The sequence below is a fragment of the Streptomyces niveiscabiei genome (assembly GCF_033794345.1).
In the GTDB taxonomy this organism is placed as follows: domain Bacteria; phylum Actinomycetota; class Actinomycetes; order Streptomycetales; family Streptomycetaceae; genus Streptomyces; species Streptomyces niveiscabiei.
Genome location: NZ_JARAYJ010000003.1, coordinates 15,009 through 32,631, shown reverse-complemented (window position 1 = coordinate 32,631; position 17,623 = coordinate 15,009). Strand labels below are relative to the sequence as shown.

15 protein-coding genes and 2 pseudogenes are annotated in these 17,623 nt (G+C 74.0%); 11 read left to right on the top strand and 6 right to left on the bottom strand.

Translation table 11 applies throughout. From position 1 onward, the window contains the following. Window positions 1-238: 238 nt before the first annotated feature. Genes PV682_RS04590 through PV682_RS04565 form a run of 6 tightly spaced genes read left to right on the top strand, consistent with a single transcriptional unit; the run spans window position 239 to window position 8,068 of the window. Complete coding sequence (locus PV682_RS04590; protein ID WP_319724279.1) at window positions 239-895, top strand: 2OG-Fe(II) oxygenase; 657 nt, start codon at window positions 239-241, stop codon at window positions 893-895. A gap of 47 nt (window positions 896-942) precedes the next feature. Further along, entirely contained in the window at window positions 943-2,307 is a 1,365-nt protein-coding gene (locus tag PV682_RS04585; protein WP_319724277.1) for a B12-binding domain-containing radical SAM protein, read from the top strand. Further along, window positions 2,304-3,428 carry an aminotransferase class I/II-fold pyridoxal phosphate-dependent enzyme gene (locus PV682_RS04580; protein ID WP_319724275.1) on the top strand — a complete coding sequence of 375 codons (1,125 nt, stop codon included), beginning with the start codon at window positions 2,304-2,306 and terminating at the stop codon, window positions 3,426-3,428. Before PV682_RS04585 ends, PV682_RS04580 begins: the two co-directional genes overlap by 4 nt. Continuing rightward, window positions 3,425-4,195, top strand: a complete 771-nt coding sequence (locus PV682_RS04575; protein ID WP_319724273.1) for a tyrosine-protein phosphatase — start codon at window positions 3,425-3,427, stop codon at window positions 4,193-4,195. Before PV682_RS04580 ends, PV682_RS04575 begins: the two co-directional genes overlap by 4 nt. A 22-nt stretch (window positions 4,196-4,217) precedes the next feature. Beyond that, window positions 4,218-4,859, top strand: coding sequence for a prolyl hydroxylase family protein (locus tag PV682_RS04570; RefSeq protein WP_319724271.1), 642 nt, complete (start codon window positions 4,218-4,220; stop codon window positions 4,857-4,859). Next, window positions 4,856-8,068: an MFS transporter gene (locus tag PV682_RS04565; RefSeq protein ID WP_319724268.1), complete on the top strand. Its 3,213-nt coding sequence runs from the start codon at window positions 4,856-4,858 to the stop codon at window positions 8,066-8,068. Before PV682_RS04570 ends, PV682_RS04565 begins: the two co-directional genes overlap by 4 nt. A gap of 155 nt (window positions 8,069-8,223) precedes the next feature. Here the strand turns inward: PV682_RS04565 and PV682_RS04560 are convergent, their stop codons facing one another. After that, a complete protein-coding gene (locus PV682_RS04560) occupies window positions 8,224-8,919 on the bottom strand; it encodes an SDR family NAD(P)-dependent oxidoreductase (protein ID WP_319724267.1) in 696 nt (231 codons plus the stop codon). 102 nt (window positions 8,920-9,021) lie between these two features. On the opposite strand from PV682_RS04560, the gene PV682_RS04555 reads away from it, so the two are divergent. From PV682_RS04555 to PV682_RS04540, 4 genes are all read left to right on the top strand, one after another. Then, complete coding sequence (locus tag PV682_RS04555; protein ID WP_319724265.1) at window positions 9,022-9,894, top strand: helix-turn-helix transcriptional regulator; 873 nt, start codon at window positions 9,022-9,024, stop codon at window positions 9,892-9,894. A gap of 214 nt (window positions 9,895-10,108) precedes the next feature. Next, window positions 10,109-10,429, top strand: a complete 321-nt coding sequence (locus PV682_RS04550) for a hypothetical protein (RefSeq protein ID WP_319724262.1) — start codon at window positions 10,109-10,111, stop codon at window positions 10,427-10,429. Further along, on the top strand, window positions 10,422-11,651 hold the full coding sequence (locus tag PV682_RS04545) for an XdhC/CoxI family protein (protein WP_319724260.1): 1,230 nt from the start codon (window positions 10,422-10,424) through the stop codon (window positions 11,649-11,651). Before PV682_RS04550 ends, PV682_RS04545 begins: the two co-directional genes overlap by 8 nt. Beyond that, complete coding sequence (locus PV682_RS04540) at window positions 11,648-12,526, top strand: class I SAM-dependent methyltransferase (RefSeq protein ID WP_319724258.1); 879 nt, start codon at window positions 11,648-11,650, stop codon at window positions 12,524-12,526. Before PV682_RS04545 ends, PV682_RS04540 begins: the two co-directional genes overlap by 4 nt. Window positions 12,527-12,533: 7 nt before the next feature. Here PV682_RS04540 and PV682_RS04535 read toward each other — a convergent pair whose 3' ends face one another. Then, complete coding sequence (locus tag PV682_RS04535) at window positions 12,534-13,562, bottom strand: Dyp-type peroxidase (protein ID WP_319724255.1); 1,029 nt, start codon at window positions 13,560-13,562, stop codon at window positions 12,534-12,536. Window positions 13,563-13,764: 202 nt separating this feature from the next. Next, window positions 13,765-14,352, bottom strand: coding sequence for a rhodanese-like domain-containing protein (locus PV682_RS04530; RefSeq protein WP_319724253.1), 588 nt, complete (start codon window positions 14,350-14,352; stop codon window positions 13,765-13,767). Between the two features lie 88 nt (window positions 14,353-14,440). Between PV682_RS04530 and PV682_RS04525 the strand changes: the two genes are divergently transcribed. Next, complete coding sequence (locus PV682_RS04525) at window positions 14,441-14,728, top strand: metal-sensitive transcriptional regulator (RefSeq protein ID WP_010359299.1); 288 nt, start codon at window positions 14,441-14,443, stop codon at window positions 14,726-14,728. 52 nt (window positions 14,729-14,780) lie between these two features. Here PV682_RS04525 and PV682_RS04520 read toward each other — a convergent pair. From PV682_RS04520 to PV682_RS04510, 3 genes and pseudogenes are all read right to left on the bottom strand, one after another. Further along, a pseudogene (locus PV682_RS04520) lies at window positions 14,781-15,146 on the bottom strand (TSUP family transporter); the annotation flags it as partial. Between the two features lie 369 nt (window positions 15,147-15,515). After that, window positions 15,516-15,935: pseudogene (locus tag PV682_RS04515) on the bottom strand (TSUP family transporter); the annotation flags it as partial. Window positions 15,936-16,058: 123 nt separating this feature from the next. Then, a complete protein-coding gene (locus PV682_RS04510; RefSeq protein ID WP_319724251.1) occupies window positions 16,059-17,417 on the bottom strand; it encodes an MBL fold metallo-hydrolase in 1,359 nt (452 codons plus the stop codon). Window positions 17,418-17,623: the final 206 nt, after the last annotated feature.

Here is a 17,623-nt window from a genome sequence, read left to right as displayed (position 1 = left end):
ATCGGGGCTGCCCCGTCAGTGTCGCCGGGCCGCTTGCCGTGCGATGGCGTGCCGGTTTGCGGAGACCTTGCTGCCGCGGGGCGGCGGCGGCAAGTCACCGGCAGTGGGCGGGCAGCGGATCGACAAGGGGTCGGCAGGGGTCCGCGGCCAGGCTGTGGCCAGGTCGATGCCCGGCGGCCGACCGGTCGTCCCGGGTTTCCCGGATCAACTCCCAGCGGATCAACTCCAAGGAGGCACCGTGGTGCTGACGCTCGACTCGGCGCTGGAGGAACGCACCCAGCCGTTCCAGCTCTTCCGCGGCCGTGACCTGCTCGACGACGGGCAACTGGAGCAGTTGCTCGCGACCATGCCGACCGCCGACGTCGCGAAGATCGCGGTCGAGGACCCGAAGCACGAGAAGCAGTACCGGATGAACCTCGTGGACCTCGTCGTCCTGGAACAGGACGCCCCGGTCTTCCCGCGCCTGCCGGAGGTCTGGCGCGACCTCGTGGAGGACCTGCGCGGCCCCGAGTTCACGGCCTGGCTGGAGAAGTCGACCGGGATCGCACTGGCCGGGCTCCAGCGCAGCATCGGCCTCTACACGCACCGCAACGGCGACTACCTGTCGGTGCACAAGGACAAGCCGACCAAGGCGATCACCGTGATCCTCTACCTGAACCGGGACTGGCCCATCGAGGCGGGCGGACAGTTCCAGATCTTCGCGTCCCCCAAGGAGAGCCCGACGGAGGAGATCAGCCCGGTCGGCGGCCAGCTGCTCGCGTTCCCGCCCACCGACAGGTCCTGGCACGCGGTCTCGAAGATCGCGCACCCGCAGGGGACCGAGCGGATCACGGTCCAGATCGAGTACTGGCTGGACACCGAACTCGCGGGCTCCGCGTACCGGCCGCAGAACTGACCGTCCGGCGCCCTGCGCCCACCGTGCCGGAACCGAAAGGACCCCCCATGGGAAAGATCGTGGACGAGCCCCGGAAGATCCTCGTGATCTGGCCCCCGCAGGTGCTCAGCTACTTCAACGCGGGGCACCACCTCGCGCTCTACCAGGTCGCCGGTCACCTGCGCGCCGTCTACCCCGGCGCGCGGGTGACCGCGATCGACGCCAGTGTCGAGCGGCTGACCTGGAAGGACGTCGGCAGCAAGCTCTTCCAGGAGCGGTACGACGTGATCGCCGTGATGAACGAGTTCGACGGCATCGACGGTCTGCGCCGGCTCGTCTCCTACGCCCGGGCGCTGAACCCGCACGCCCCGGTCATCACGTTCGGCCGGCTGTCCGGGGTCAACCCCCGCTTCTTCGAGCGCTTCGACATCGACGCGATCGTGGAGAACGGCGACTTCGAGGCCGGTGTCGGCGCCGCGATCGAGGTCTTCCGCGGCCGGGCCACCGAGGCGCCCGGGGTGCACCTGCGCCGCGACGGCTCCTGGACCGCTCCGCAGCGCCGCGGCGACCTGCTCCCGGCGGAGGACTGGTACCTGCCCACGCCGGACGAGATCCCCTACGCCCACTACGACGCCCTCTACTTCGACGACGCCAACAAGTTCTGCGGCATCCCGCGCCGCCGCGAACTGGTCGTCCCGGCGGCTCGCGGGTGCCCGGTCGGCTGCTCCTACTGCGAGGTGCCGCTGATCTACACGCGCAAGGAGCGGCGGCTCACGGTCGAGCGGACGCTGCGGTACATCGAGGAGTCGTTCGCCGCGGCCCCGTTCGAGTACGTGGCGTTCTACGCGCCGACGTTCACGCTGGACAAGAAGTGGATGGAGGAGCTCTGCCGGGAGCTGACCGGCCGGGGGTCCCCGTATCCGTGGAAGTGCGCGACGACGGTCCACCACCTCAGCGAGGGCATGATCCGGTCGATGGGTGAGGCCGGCTGCGTGCGGATCAGCGTCGGTCTGGAGACGCTCGACCCGCAGGAGGGCGCGCTGCTGCCCCGGGCGAAGCAGAAGTCCGCGCTGGACCTCGACCGGCTCTCGGCCTGGTGCGCGGAGTCGGGCATCGAGCTGAACTGCTTCGTCATCGTCGGGCTGCCCGGCACCACGATCGAGGGCGCCGAGCGGACCATCGAGGCGGTCCAGGAGCGCGGCGGGCGGGCCCGGCCGACCGTGTACGCCCCCTGGGAGCTCGCGGGCCCCGACCTCCAGGACCACGAGATGGCCGCGTTCAACCGGCAGTTGTTCGTGCCGGGCACCCACGCGCTGACCGACGACGAGCTGAGCCGCGGCTACGACATCGTCTTCGGCAGCCAGCCGGACGTCACGCAGGTGTTCGAGAACATCCCCGCCCGCGCCGCCGGCCCGGCCCTGCGCCCGGTATGAGGGACGAGACGCTCGTGCCGGCGCGGGACGGGGCGGGTTCCCCCTTCCTGCGGGAGAGCGCCGGCCGGTTCCGCAACCGGCGCGTCCGGGTCCCCGACGAGATCAACCTCAAGAACTGCGGGCTGCTCGACGACCGGGCGGCGGCGGTGCACCGGGCCACGCTGGCCGCGTTCGACCCGGCCGACGTGCTGACCTACCCCATCCTGGGTCCGCTCCAGGGCCTGCTGGCCGACCGGTTCGGGGTGGACGCCGGCTCCCTCGTGCTCACCGCGGGCAGCGATCCCGGGCTGAACCTGCTGACCCGGGCGTTCCCCGAGGCGGCGCGGATCGTCCTGCACCAGCCGAACTTCGACGGCTGGGCGAAGTTCGCGGCGATCTCGGGCTGTGTCCTCGACCCGGTCGCCCCGGACCCGGTGACCGGTCTGTTCGACCTGCGTGACCTGGCGCGGCGGCTGCGCGCGGGAGCGCCGGCGTTCGTCGTCGTCACCACCCCGCACAGCTTCACCGGGCAGGTGCACGGGAGGGAGGAGCTGGCCGAGCTGGCCGAGGCCGTCGCCGAGCACGGGAGTCTGCTGGTCGTGGACACCGCCTACCTGGCGTTCACCGAGGGCGGCGAGGAGTCGGTGCGCGGGCTCGCGGGGCTGCGGCACGTGGTCCGCGTCAACACGTTCTCGAAGTCGTACGGGCTGTCGGGCGCCCGGATCGCGGTGACGCTCGCGCACCCGGCGACGGCCCGGCACCTGTTCGACCTCGACCCGGAGGGCCCGGTCTCCGCGCTCGCGGTGGCGCTGCTGCGGCGTTCGCTGGAGGAGCAGGCCGTCTTCACCGGGATCTGGGCCGACGTGCGGCGGCTGCGGGAGCGGTTCGCGGCCGAGGTGGAGCGGGCGGTGCCCGGCTGGCGGGCCCGGCCGAGCGGCGGGAACTTCGTGACCTGGGACGTCCCCGACGCGACGGCCGCCGGGGCCGCGAGCCGGTACCTCCTGGAGCGGGGCATCGTCGTGCGGGACCTGTCCGGGGCGCCGGGGCTGCCCGCAGCGGTGCGTATCGCGGTCGCGAACGAGGCCGTCGTCCGTCGGGTCGTCGCCGCCCTGGGCGACTGGTACCGGGGGGAGGCGGCATGAGTCCCCGCGCGAACACCCGCGTGCACCCCCGCATGGACACCCGGAGGATCGCGGTCCCGGGCCTGCCGAACGTGCGTGACCTGGGCGGGCTGCGCGGTCCCGGCGGGGGGTACCTGCGGCGGGGGCTCCTCGTCCGGGGGCCCGCGCCGTCGCCGGAGACGGCGCCTGCCCTCGGCGGCCTGGGCATCCGTACCGTCGTCGATCTGCGCCTGGAGGAGGAGCGCCGGCAGTACCGGGGGCCCGAGGCCACCGGGGCGACCGTGCTGTCGCGTCCCGTGGCCGGCGACATGAGCCGTATCCGCGGCAATGTGCGGCCCCTGCCCAGCGACTACCTCGCGAACTACCGCGACATGCTGACGAGGGCGGCGCCGGTCGCGGCGGAGATCGTGGAGCTGCTCGCCGACGGCGCGGAGGTGCCCGTCTACATCTGCTGCGCGATGGGCAAGGACCGCACCGGCGTCGTCAGCGGCCTGGTCCTGCGGGCGCTCGGGGTGCGGACGGCGGACGTCGCCCGGGACTACGCCCTGACCGCCCGCGCCTACCGCGCCCTGCGCGGCGGCGATCCCCGCCCGGGCTGGACCCGCGAGGACTCCCTCGCGCAGCTGCGGCTGCGGACCTCCACCCCGGCGGCGACGATGCGCTCGCTGATCGCCGGGATCGAAGCCGAACACGGCAGCGTCGCCCGGCTGCTCACGCTGCACGGCCTCCGGGAGGAGACCCGGCTGCGCACGGTCGCCGGCGCGTTCACCCACCCCGTTCACCTGTGAGTCCACCTGTGAGGAAGAAGACGTGTCCCTCGTCGACATCGAGACCATCAGCCGGGCCGAGCTGGAACAGGACCCGTTCGGCCACGCCGTGATCCCCCGCTCGTTCGTCACGGACGCCGTCGCCGAGCGGTTGCGCGGCGAGTTCAGCGACGCCGGCTTCGAGGAGTCGCTGCGTACGGACGTGAACCGCTCGGACAAGCAGTACCGGATGTTCAACCGGAGCCTCGTCACCGCCGGCGCGGTCGACCGGGACCAGGTGGGCGCGCTTCCCGCGAGCTGGCAGCAGCTCGTCGAGGACGTCGTGTCGCGGCCCTACCGTGCGGCGCTGTCCGCGCTGACCGGCGTCGACCTGGACGCGTGCCTGGTCGAGGCCCGGATGACCCGCTACGCCCGGGGCTGCTGGATCGAGCCGCACACCGACCGCCCGGACAAGGCGGTGACCCACCTCTTCTACTTCAACGACGGGTGGGACGCGCGGTGGAGCGGTGATCTGCGGCTGCTGCGCAGCGCCGACATGGCCGACTGCGCGAAGCGGGTGGCGCCGACCACCGGGACGTCCGTCGTCCTGGTGCGCTCGGACCGGTCCTGGCACGGCGTCCCGCCGGTCGCCGACACCTGCCCCGTGGACCGGCGGGCGCTGCTCGTGCACTTCGTCCGCCCGTGACCCGGTGGACGGCGGAGCGGGAGACGCCGGGCAAGCGCACCTACCTGGTGGCGCTGACCGTCGACTGCGTGGGCAACGGCCTGTGGACGCCGGTCGCGCTGATCTTCTTCACCCGGGGCCAGCACCTCCCCCTGGCGCACGTCGGCGCCGCGCTGACGGTCGGCGGGCTCCTCGGCCTGCTCGCGGGGCCGGTGAACGGCCTGCTGGTGGACCGGTGGGGTCCGGCGAACGGCGCGGCCCTGAGCTACGCCGTGCGCACCGGGGTGTTCGCGCTGTTCCCCCTCGTCTCCGCGACGTGGCAGGTCGGCGTGCTCGCCGTGGTCGCGGCTGCCTCGGACCGGCTGTTCTGGACGGCCAGCACGCCGCTGCTGGCCCGGCTGGTCCCGGCCGGTGAACTCATCGGCGTGCTGAGCACGGCGAGCGTGCTGAAGGTCAGCGGCTGGGCGGTGGGCGGCGCGATCGGCGCGACCGCCGGGGGCCTGCTGATCGGCAGCAGTACGGGACTGCACCTGGTCGCGTACGCCAACGGCCTGACGTACGCGGCGGCCATGGGCCTGGTGCTCACGGTGCGCCGGCACGTCCGGGCCGTCCCCGGGGCCGAGCCCTCGGCCGACGGGCGCGCGTGGCGGTGGCGCGACCTGCGGGACGACCCCGGGTTCCTGCGGCTGTGCCTGCTGACGCTGCTGCTGGCGTTCGTCTCCGACTGCCTGACGGCGATGCTGCCGGTGGTCGCCATCGTGGTGCTGGGGCAGCCGTCGTGGGTGCCGGGGGTGGTGATCGCCGTCGCCTGCGTGGCGATGGCCGTGGCCCGGCGGCCCGCCGTCGCCTACGCGCGGCGCGTCCCCGCCTCGCGCGCGCTGCGCCTGGCGGCCGGCTTCTTCACCCTGGCGGTCCTCGTCATGGCGCCGTCCGGCTGGGCGGGTCCGGCCACGACGGCGGTCGTCCTGTGCGCGGCACTGATCGGCACGCTCGGCGACGCCCTGTTCGCCCCGGTCGTCACGACGACGGCGAACGCCGCCGCCCCGCCCGGTCTCGCCGGCCGCTACAACGCGACCTTCCAGACGTCCTTCGGCATCGCGGGCGCCATCGCCCCGGCGGCCGGTACGGCGCTGCTGGCGCGCGGGAACGCCGCCCTGTGGCTCGGCCTGGCCGTCGTCTGCGCGGGGACGGCCCTGTCGGTCGGGTTCCTGACCAGGCCGACCCGGCCGGTGAGCCCGGGTCACCCGCCCGGCCGGGAAGAGCTGCGGCGGGTCGTCGTCGGCGGGATCTCCGGTGCGGGCAAGACGACGCTGGCCGGGGCCCTCGCCGGGGCGCTGGACCTGCGGCACATCGAGATGGACGCGCTCTACCACGGGCCCGGCTGGACCCGCCGCGCGGAGTTCGCGGACGACGTGGAGCGCGCCACGCGGACCCCGGCGTGGATCTGCGACGCCCAGTACCACTGGGTGGTCGGTGACCTGCTCGGCGAGCGCGCCGACACGTTCGTGTGGCTCGACCTGCCCCGCCGGACCGTCATGCGCCGGGTGCTGCGGCGCTCGCTGGTCCGGGCCGCCACCGGCCGGGAGCTGTGGCACGGCAACCGGGAGACCTGGCGGTCGATGCTGCGCGACCCGCACCACCCGCTGCGCTGGGCCTGGTCCCAGCACGCCACCCGGCGCGCCGAGACGGCCGCCTACCTCGCTCTGCACCCCGGCCTGAGCGTCGTCCACCTGACCAGCGCGGGACAGGCGCGGCGGTGGCTGCGCTCGATTCCGCGCCGGACCGCTCCGCCCGACCCTTCACCCCCCAGCGCAGGAGGTATCACCATGCAGGACCGTCGGCGAGAAGCCGCTCCCCCCGGGGAACCGCTGCTGGAGATCCACGGCGGGAACCGGCTCTCCGGGTCCGTCCGGACCTCCGGGTTCAAGCACTCCCTGGTCACCACCGTGGCCGCGGCGGCCACCGCGAGCGCACCGGTACGCGTCGCGAACTGCCCGGACATCGTCGAGACCGAGGTGCTGGGCGAGATCTTCCGCACCACGGGCGCGCACGCCCACTACGACGGGCCGGCCGAGACGTTCACCGTCGACGCGTCCACCTGGGACCGCACGGAGCTGCCGGCCGAGCTCGTCGGCCGTATCCACGGCTCGCTCTACCTGCTGCCCGCCCTCGTCTCCCGGGGCGGCGCGGCCCGGCTGGCCGCGAGCGGCGGCTGCACGATCGGCGAGGGCCCCCGGGGCAGGCCCGTCGAGCATCTCCTGGACGTGATGGAGCGGTTCGGCGTCACCACCCGGCTCACGGCGGACGGTTCGGTGGACCTCACCGCCGAGCGGCTGAAGCCGTGCACCATCGACCTGCTCGACTACACGCGCAACAAGGCGCTGATGAGCGGGCCCTGCTACAGCGGGGCGGTCAAGACGGCGCTGCTGATGGGGGCGGTCACGCACGGCACGACCACCCTGCACCACCCGTACCTCAAGCCCGACGTCACCGACCTGGTCACCGTGCTGCGCGAGCTCGGCGCCGACATCGAGTTCGCCGGGCCCGAGACGTGGGTCGTCCACGGGCGGGGGCCGGAGGCGCTGAACCGTCCCGCCGAGGTCACGCTGATCCCGGACCTGATCGAGGTGGTCACCTGGATCTGCGCGGGTGTCCTGCTGGCGGACGAGCCGCTGACGGTCACCGGCCCTGGCATCGACCGCGCGGTCCACGCGCTCGCGCCCGAGTTCGACCTGCTGGACCGCATGGGGGTACGCGTCGACGTCGCCGCCGACGAGGTGACCGTGCACCCGATGGAGAAGCCGCTGCGGCCCGTGGAGTTCACCGCCATGTCGCGGGGCGTGTTCAGCGACAGCCAGCCCTTCTTCGCCCTGCTCGCGGCGTACGCCGAAGGCCCCACCTACATCAGGGAGGCCGTCTGGGAGCACCGCTTCGGCTTCGCCCCGGAGCTGGCGGCGCTCGGTATGCGGACGGCGGTCGACGGCACGATCCTGCGCGTCGACGGCCCCTGCCCGCCGTACCTGCCCGGCACCGACCTGTACGCCACCGACCTGCGCGCCGCCGCGGTCCTGCTGCTCGCGGCGCTCGCGGTACCGGGCCGGACCTCGCTGCGCAACCACCACCACCTGGCGCGCGGCTACCGCGACCTCGTCGCGGACCTGGTGAAGGCGGGCGCCGACATCCGGCACACGACGGCGCCCGGGGCGCGGGCGGAGCTGCCGGCGGCGTGACGCCATGAGCCGCGGTGAGGACGCGCCCTCACCGCGGCTTTCCGGGCGACGCCTCCGGCGTGCTGGGCCGTTCGCGCGGCAGGTCCCGAGGCGCGGTCGTCGCCGGTTCCGGTCCGCCGGGCAGGCCCGCCGTGCGGAACGGCGGGCGCGGTGGGTCACCAGGGCATGGGGCCGTCGCGGTCGATGAAGGTGCCGGTGGGGCCGTCGGGGCCGATGGTGGCCAGGGCGACGATCGCGTCGGTGCCCTCGGTCACCGTCTGGTGGCCGCTGTGCCCGTTGAAGTCGGTCGCCGTGTAGCCCGGGTCGGCCGCGTTGACCTTGACCTCCGGCCACGACTTGGCGTACTGCGTGGTCAGCATCGTCACCGCCGCCTTCGACGCCGTGTACAGGGGCGCGTGGTTGATGCCCTCGGCGCGCGTCGTGTCGTGGGTGAGCGTGAAGGAGCCCATGCCACTGGACACGTTGACGATGACGGGGTGGGCGGACTTGCGCAGCAGGGGCAGGAAGGCGTGGGTGACGCGGACGACGCCGACGACGTTGACGCCGAAGACGTCGCTCGCGTCGGCGGCGGTGAGCTGGTCGGCGGGGACGTGCGGGCCGAAGACGCCCGCGTTGTTGATGAGGACGTCGATGGCGCCTTCGTGGGCGGCGACGTCGGCGGCTGCCTCCGCCACCGACTCGTCGTCGGTGACGTCGATCCGCACGAACCGCGCGCCGAGCGCGTCGGCCGCCGCCTGGCCGCGCCGCGGGTCGCGGGCGCCGACGATGACGGTGTGGCCCGCCTCGATGAGGCGGCGGGCGGTCTCGTAGCCGAGGGACTTGTTGGCCCCGGTGATGAAGGTGGTGGTCATGCCTCCACTCTCCGGCGGGGGCAGGGGGTCAGCCAGTGCCCCGGGTGACGGTAGGACCGCCAGTACCAGGCACATCGCCGGGCGGGCGGCGACAATGGCCGGATGACGGACGAGACCCTGGGCACGGCACTGCGCCGCTGGCGCGACCGCCTCTCCCCCGCCGACGTCGGACGCGCCGCGCAGCCCGGGCGCCGCGCGGCGGGCCTGCGCCGTGAGGAACTCGCCGAGCTCGCCGGGCTGTCCGTCGACTACGTCGTCCGCCTCGAACAGGGCCGCGCCACCAGCCCTTCCGCCCAGGTCGTCGCCAGCCTCGCCCGCGCGTTGCAGCTCCAGCCCCTGGAGCGGGACCACGCCTACCGGCTCGCCGGGCTCCTGCCGCCCCAGGAAGGGACGGTCTCCACACATGTCCCGGCGGGCGTGCAGCGGATGGTGGCCCGCCTGGGGGACTTCCCCGTGGGGGTGTTCAGCGCGGACTGGACCCTGCTGTCCTGGACCCCCGCCTGGGCGGTCCTGATGGGCGACCCCGGTGCCCGCAGCCGCCAGGACCGCAACCTGGCCCGCTCGGTCTTCGCCACCGGACCGGGCCGCCTCGCCTCCTGGCCCGTCCTGCACGACGACGGCGCCCTCAAGACCGCCCTCGTCGCCGACCTGCGCACGGCGCTCGTCGACCACCCCCGCGACCGGGGCCTGGCCGCGCTCGTCGACGAACTGCACACCACGAGCGCGGAGTTCGCCCGGCTGTGGGACACCGGCGCGGTCGGCCCGCACGACTCGGCCCGCAAGACCGTCGTCCACCCGCAGGTGGGTGAGGTGGTCTGCGACTGCGACGTCCTCACCGTCCCGGGCTGCGACATCCGCCTCGTCGTCTACACGGTGGCCGCCGGCTCCGCCGACGCGGAGAAACTGGAGTTCCTCCGCGTCACCAACGGCGTACGCGCCGAGCCCCCGGGGCCCACGCTGTTCTCCACGCCGTGAGCGGGTAGTGGAACCGGCCGGGCGTCGCGCCGTGCGCCTGGGCCGCGAGCGAGGCGGAGAAGGTGACCGTGCCCGCCTCGGTGGACATGGGAACGCCTCGCGTCTCCTGCCGACGGGGTGGCGGACGGCCGGTACCGGGCCCGAAGGTGGTACCGGCAGTCCTGCGGTGAGTCCGTCCCTGGTTCGCGCGCGCCGTCGGGATCATCGTCGGGGCATGAACACGACGGCCCCCACCACGACCGGCACGATCACGCTGCGCGTCGACGGCGAAAGACACACCCCGCACGAGCGGCCGCGACGCGGCCCCGCGATCCCGCCCACAGGTGTCACGGCACGGTCCGACGCCACCGCCACCGCCTCCGGGGAGGTCGGAGTACGGCCCATGCCCGGCGTCCGCGCACGCGGCCGGTTCAGCGGCGCGTGGCACACGACCGGGGTCCGGCAGGCGCCGGGTGTGGAAGCGCGGGACGCGGAAGCCCGGAACCCGCGGACGCGTGGCGCGGACGTGCCGGACGCGGAGGTTCGGGGTGCTTGACATCGCCGATGAGGTGAGCCGGTGGGTCGAGGAGGCGCGGACCTTCGCCGTCGCCACCGTCGTGGCCGTGAGCGGCAGCAGTCCGCGCGGGCCCGGCGCCGCTCTCGCCGTGGACGCCGACGGGAAGGTGATCGGCTCGGTCTCCGGGGGCTGTGTGGAGGGCGCGGTGTACGAGCTGTGCCGACAGGCCCTGGTCGACGGTGAGCCGGTGCTCGAACGCTTCGGCTACAGCGACGAGGACGCCTTCGCGGCCGGCCTGACCTGCGGCGGCGTCATCGACATCCTGGTCACACCCGTCCACGCCGGCACACCCGCCGGAACGGTGTTCCGGGCCGCCGTACTGGCCGCCGTACGCGGAGAACCGGCGGCACTCGCCCGCGTCGTACACGGCCCGGCGGGCACCCTCGGCACCGGCCTGCTCGTCCGCCCCGACGGCTCCTACGACGGCGGGCTCGGCGGCATGGAGCCAGGCCGGGCTGCCGTCGCCGAGGGCAGACCCGGCACGGAGCCTGACCGGGCGGCGGCGGCCGAAGGCGGGCTCGACTGCGTGGAGTTGGAGCGGGTCGTGGTGGCCAAGGTGCTGGCGATGCTGGAGGCCGGTCGCAGTGGGACGGTGGAGGTGGCGGCCGGTGCGGGAGGGCTCACGTTGCTCGTGGAGGCCCAGGTGCCGCCGCCCCGCATGATCGTGTTCGGGGCGATCGACCACGCCGCCGCGCTCGTCCGCGTGGGCAGGTTCCTCGGTTACCACGTGACGGTGTGCGACGCCCGCCCCGTGTTCGCCACCCGGGCCCGGTTCCCCGACGCGGACGACATCGCCGTCGGCTGGCCGCACCACTACCTGCGGCGGACGCCGGTCGACGCGCGCACGGTGCTGTGCGTGCTCACCCACGACGCCAAGTTCGACGTACCGCTGCTGACGGCGGCCCTGCGGATGCCGGTCGCGTACGTCGGCGCGATGGGCTCGCGGCGTACCCATGAGGACCGCACCCGGCGGCTGCGGGAAGCGGGCCTGACCGAGGCGGAGCTGTCCCGGCTGCGCTCCCCGATCGGCCTCGACCTCGGCGCGCGTACCCCGGAGGAGACGGCCGTCTCCATCGCGGCGGAGATCGTCGCGGCCCGGCACGGCGGCACGGGCGCGCCGCTGACCGGCACGGACACGCGGATCCACCGGGTTCCCGCGGACGACTGCTCCCTCTACACGGAAAAGCGGGAAACGGCATGAACGAACACTCCTCTCAGGCGACCGAGTCCCGGCACTACGCATCCGGGCCCGGCGCGGACGGCGGTTACCTGCTCGGCAGTTCGCCCCTGGAGCACCAGCGGCTGATGCTCCAGGGGCGGATCCTGCGCCCCGCGACGGAACGGTTCCTGCGCCTGGGCGGTCTGCGGCCGGGCATGTCCGTCCTGGACCTCGGCTCGGGCATGGGCGACGTCTCGATGCTGGCCGCCGAGATCGTGGGTCCTGGCGGCCGGGTCCTGGGCATCGACCGCGACCCGGCGGCCACGGAGAAGGCCCGCCGCAGGGCACGGGACGGGGCCTTCGGCGCGAGCCTCGCCTTCGAGGTCACCGAACTCGACGACTTCACCACCGCGGAGCACTTCGACGCGGTGATCGGGCGTTACGTCCTGCTCTACCAGAAGGACCCCGCGGACCTGCTCCGCCGGTTCACCCGGTTCCTGCTGCCCGGCGGGATCCTCGCCTTCCACGAGGTCGACTTCACCACGCGCGGCCCCAGCTGGCCGCCGAGCCCCGTGTGGGACGAGTGCAACCGGCTGCTCTCGCAGGTGTACCTGGCCACCGGTACGCCTCCCGACTTCGGCCGCCGCCTGAACCGCACGTTCCTCGACGCCGGGCTGCCCGCCCCGGAGGTCGTGTGCGAGGCCCTCGTCGTGACGGGCCCGCACTCGCCGCTCGTGCCGTGGCTGGCGTACACGCTGCGCAGTGTCGCGCCGGCGCTGGCGGGGGCGGGGCTGTCCCTGCCGGAGGGTCTCGTCGCCGACGAGACCCTGCCGCGGCGGCTGGAGGAGGCCGTGTGGTCGCAGGGGAGTCAGGTGCTGGGGGCGTTGCAGTACGGGGCGTGGGCCCGGGTGCCGTGACGGGGGCTCAGGAGTCCAGGAACCGTTCCCCCAGGTATTCGCCGGGCGCCGGGGCCGGGGGGACGTAGGCCACCGCCGATGCGCGGTGTTCCGTGTACGGGTGCAGGTCGTCCCTGGTCGTGAGGCGTTCCTGGACCCGGGTGAAGAGGGCGGGGTCGCGCATGTAGGCGAGGAAGAGGAGTCCCTGGTCGGCGGGGCCGTTGTCGTACGTGTAGCCCCGGCGGAGCATGCGCGCGCCGCCGTCGTAGCGGGGGCTCGCGGCGCGGACGTGGGCGTGCAGGGGGGTCGTGTAGCGGCCTTCGGGGGTCTTGGCGAAGACGTCCACGTCGTCGTGTTCGTGGCGGCGGCCGAGGGGGGCGCCGGAGTCCCGGTGGCGGCCGATCGCCCGTTCCTGGGTGGTCAGGGGGAGGCTCGTGAACTCCTTCACCTTCAGGTGGATGCGGCGGACGACCAGGTACGTCGCGTCGTCCGTCCAGATCCAGCGTTCGCACTCCTCGGGGGTCGGGTTCTCCGTGCCGTCCTTGAAGCCGAGGAGGTTGCGGGGGGTCTGGCCGGGGGGTGCCGGGGGGAGGTGGGCGGGCTGGCGCCAGCGCGTACGGAAGGTACCGGCGGCCTCGGTCAACAGGGTCGTGGCCTGCGCGGTGAGGGCCCCGGGGGTGGGCGCGCAGAGTTGGAGCACCAGGTCGGCGGTCCTGTGGGTGAGGTTGTCGCCGGGGAACGCGGGCAGGTCGCGCAGGAGTGCGGGGGGCGTACGGCCCAGCCGCGCGGGCAGGGTGGAGCCGAAGCCGAGGGTCGCGGTGAGCGCCGGGTCCTCGGGGCGCTGGAGGAGCGGGGTCCAGCGGGTGAGGGCGCGGGTGAGCGCCTCGGCCGCCGCCCTGCCGGTCAGGTGCGGGGCGAGATCGAGGGCGAGGACGAGGGCGGAGCGCTGCTGGGGGGTGGCGATGCCCCGCTGGCGGCGGGGGGAGGGGTGTTCGGTGCCGGGCGCCGGGGGCGCGAACCGTGTGCAGCCGGTCGCCACGACCCCGCCGAGGCCCACTGCCGCGCCGGTCAGAAGAGTCCGGCGGGAGGGGCGATCGGGGGGCGGGCTTTGGGGGGTGGGGTGTTGGGGGGCTTGGTGTTGGAGGGCGCGGCCTTCAGGGGCTGGGCCCTCGGGGCCTGGTTCCGGTGCTGGGGGGAGGGTCTCTTGGGTCATGGGAATCGGTCGGACCATACCCGTGCGAACCTCCCCGACCGGGGCATTACCGGGTACGTGTCCTCAGCGCCGCCCGTGCCGCGTCCAGGTCCGGCCCTGCCGGGCGGTTGTGCGGCAGCTTCGCCAGCACCGCCGCCATCCCGCACGTGTCCGTCACCGCCGAGAACACCAGCCCCGACGCTATCCCGGCGGACAGCAGGCGGAACGACCTGTGCGTCAGGGCGCCCAGCGCGAGGCCGGTGAGGACCGTCGCGCCCGCCGTGAAACGGACCTGGCGCTCCATCGACCACGTACGGCGGCCGGCCGGCTCGCTCAGGGGGTGGCCCTGCGCGGCCCAGGCCGTCGTGCCGCCGGTGAGGTCCGTCGCGGGGATGCCGTGCTCCGCGAGGAGGTCGCGGGCCCGCGAGGAGCGGTTGCCGGAGGCGCAGACGACGAGAAGCGTGCCGTGCGCTGCCGCTTCCCGCAGGTCGGGGAGGGTCTCGGCGAGGTGGTCCAGGGGGATGTTCAGGGCGCCGGGGATGTGGCCGGTGGCGTGTTCGCCGGGGGTGCGGACGTCGACGACGGTCAGCTCCGCGAGGCGGGCGTGCGCCTCGGCGGGGGTGAGGGCGGCGGTCGTGGCTTCGGTGCTGCTCATGGCGGATGTGATCCTTGAGGTTCGAGGTGTCGCCTTTCGGCGACGTACAGTACCCCTAGGGGTATTGGACGAGTGTGTGGGAGTCGTAGTGGAGCTGGATCTCAAAGGTGACGATCTGAAGTCCGTCCTGAACCGTCTGCGCCGGGCGCAGGGGCAGATCACCGGGGTGATCCGGATGATCGAGGAGGGCCGCGACTGCGAGGAGGTCGTGACACAACTGGCAGCGGCGTCCCGCGCCCTGGACCGCGCCGGGTTCGCGATCATCGCGACGGGGTTGCAGCAGTGCGTGGCCGACATCGAGTCGGGACGCCGGAGCGGGGAGGACGCGGACGCGATGAAGGCACGCCTGGAGAAGCTGTTCCTGTCGCTGGCGTGAGGGCGGGGGCAGGAAGGTGAGGGCTGAGAGTGGGGGGCGGTACGAACGGCTGCTACACGACCCCGTCCAGCAGCATCAGCCCCGCCACCCCCAGCAGCACCCACCCGAACGCCCGCTGAAGCCCCGGCCCCGAGAACCTCGCCGACAGCCTCCGCCCGTCCCACGCCCCCAGCAGCGCCGCTCCGGCGAACGGCGCGATGCGGGACCAGTCGAGCCCCTGCGCCGTACCGGCGCGCAGCGCGAGAGCGGCGACCGAATTCACGGTGATGACGAGGAGGCTCGTCCCGACGGCCGCGCGCATCCGCAGACCGAGGACACCGACCAGCGCGGGAACCGCGAGAAACCCACCACCGACACCGAGAACCCCGGTCACGACTCCAAGCCCGGCACCGGCGGCGGAGGCACGGGCGGGGTGTACGGGGGTGGCGGCACGGGCGGGGTGCACGGAGTCGGAGGCGTGAGCGGGATGCACGAGGGCTGAGTCGCGAGCGGAGTCCACGGAGCCAGAAGCCCGGGCGGGCCGCACAGGAGCCGAGGCCCAGGCAGGGCGCACGGAGGTGGAGGCGCGGGGCGATTTCGCCGGCCGGTCCCGCAATCGCCGTAGCACCGAAGGCCGGCTGGGGCGTCGCGGCACCACCGCCGGACGCCCGCCCCGCCGCCACAGCACCGGAGTCCTGCCCAGCCATCGCCACAGCTCCGCTGAGCGCACGCCCAGTCGCTGCCGCAGTTCCGCCGCACGCCCACCCAGTCGCCGCCGCATCGCCGGCCCTCCGTCCAGTCCGCGCAGGGCTTCCGCCGGACGCCCACTCGGTCGCCCCGCCTCCCCCGGAAGCCCCCGCGCACGCCTCCGCCGCACCCCCAGCATCCGCACGGCCGCAGCCGTAGCCACCGCCGCGAACGCCAAGGTCAGCACCCGCCCCGGCAACCTCGCCGCCAGCAGCCCGCCCAGCATCGCCGGGACGACGCCGGCCGCCGCGAACAGCGCCCCCGCACGCCACTGGACGTGCCCATCGCGGGCGTGCGCACTCAGCGCCATGGCCGAGGTGACGGCGACGATGACGAGGCTGGCCGTGGTCGCGGCGGCGGGCGTGAAGCCGAGGAGATAGATCAACGCCGGCACGGCGAGAACACTGCCACCCCCGCCGAGCGCACCGAGGGCGAGCCCCACGACGGCCCCGGCGAGGAGGGCGAGAACGGTGACGGTCACTGCGCGGCTCCCGCAGAGGTGACGACCTGAAGCCCCCGGCGAGGACTCGACCACGCCACACGCAGCGAACCGCGAGCCCCCAGCCGCACCACCCCCACCGAACCACGACAGCTCGGCCGCACCTCAAACCCCCCGCGCCACAAGCCCCGCAGCCTCCGCCGCGGCGAACCCGTCGTCCACGGCGACGACTTGGCGGCCGGCCGCGTCCAGCAGGGACGCGGCGATGGCGGCACGCATCCCGCCCGCGCAGTGGACCCAGACCTCCCCGTCGGGTATCTCGGACAGCCGCCGGGGGAGGGTGTGCAGGGGAATGTGGAGGGAACCGGCGAGGTGACCGTTCGCCGCGCGTTCCGAGTCGCGGCGGACGTCGAGAACCACCAACTCACCCTCACTGTCCGCGAGTTCGGCGAACCGCGCACGGCGGAAGGACGCCGGCGCCTCCCCGCCCCGCAGCCACTCCGCGGGCCCCCCGATCGCCGCGGCGGCCGGCCGGTCGATCCCCACCCGGGCCAACTCCCGCTGAGCCCGCCCCAGTTGCCCGACGGACTCGGCGAGCAGCGTGACCGGCTTCCCCCACGGCACCAACCACGCGAGGTACGTGGCGAGTTGCCCGTCCGCCTCGAAGTTGACCGCCCCCGCGACATGCCCTTCGGCAAAGGCGACGCGCTGCCGGAGATCGACCACCCACTCCCCCGCCCCGAGCCGCGCGGCGATCTCGTCGGGGTCCGCGACCGACGGCGGCCGGAGGTCGACCGGAGCGGGCCCGGCCGAGTTCACGGGCCCCATGTGGACGTAGTACGCGGGCACGTCATCGAGCCCGGCGAGCAACTCCCGCACGAACTCGTCGACTTCACGGGTCAGCGCGAGGTTGGACACCTTCTCGGCCCCGACGGTCGTACGCCCCTGACCCCCCGCCCCCGACGAACAGAAACTCCCGAACCCGTGCGTGGGCAACACCTCGGCCTCGTCGGGGAGTTCGGCGGCGATACGCCGAGCGGACGCGAACTGCTCCCGCGCCAGCCCCTCGGTGAGCCGGGGTTCGACGAGGTCGGGCCGCCCGACGGTCCCGATGAGCAGCGAGCCCCCGGTGAACACGGCGACGCAGCCCCCGTCCTCCTCCAGCACGTACGAGGTGTGGTGAGGAGTGTGCCCCGGCGTCGCCATCGCCCGCAGCGCGAGCCCGGCGTCGACGTCCGTGCGGTCCCCGTCCCGTACGGCGGTCCGCGGGTACGCCACCCGTGCCCCGGCCGGCACGAGGTACTCCGCGCCGGTCAGCCGGGCGAGCTCGAGACCGCCGGAGACGTAGTCGTTGTGCACGTGCGTCTCGACGACGCGGGCGATCCGCACCCCGCGCCGGGCCGCCGCCTCGATCACCCGGTCGACGTCGCGCGGCGGATCGACGACGACCGCCGTCCGCGCACCGCCCGCCAGATAGCCGCGATTGCCGAGGCCGGGCACCTCGACGGCGTCGATGAAGAACACGCGGACCACGCTCCTTGCGCTGGGAAACCCTCTGAAATTACCCCCGGGGGTATGTGAAAAACCGTAGCACACGTACCCCGGGGGGTATCTGAAGCGCGAAGTGCACCCCACGAGGAGCACCCCCGCAGAGCGACCGGTACTAGTACCCCGGTACTACTCCCCCACCAGATCCCATCCCCCGGTGCCGCTCCCCCGCCCCACCCCGC

Bases quoted from the DNA above. Each gene is read 5' to 3' on its own strand.
- PV682_RS04585 (WP_319724277.1), top strand. From the start codon at position 943: ATGGGAAAGATCGTGGACGAGCCCCGGAAGATCCTCGTGATCTGGCCC.
- PV682_RS04580 (WP_319724275.1), top strand. From the start codon at position 2,304: ATGAGGGACGAGACGCTCGTGCCGGCGCGGGACGGGGCGGGTTCCCCC.
- PV682_RS04575 (WP_319724273.1), top strand. From the start codon at position 3,425: ATGAGTCCCCGCGCGAACACCCGCGTGCACCCCCGCATGGACACCCGG.
- PV682_RS04560 (WP_319724267.1), bottom strand. From the start codon at position 8,919: ATGACCACCACCTTCATCACCGGGGCCAACAAGTCCCTCGGCTACGAG.
- PV682_RS04555 (WP_319724265.1), top strand. From the start codon at position 9,022: ATGACGGACGAGACCCTGGGCACGGCACTGCGCCGCTGGCGCGACCGC.
- PV682_RS04550 (WP_319724262.1), top strand. From the start codon at position 10,109: ATGAACACGACGGCCCCCACCACGACCGGCACGATCACGCTGCGCGTC.
- PV682_RS04540 (WP_319724258.1), top strand. From the start codon at position 11,648: ATGAACGAACACTCCTCTCAGGCGACCGAGTCCCGGCACTACGCATCC.
- PV682_RS04530 (WP_319724253.1), bottom strand. From the start codon at position 14,352: ATGAGCAGCACCGAAGCCACGACCGCCGCCCTCACCCCCGCCGAGGCG.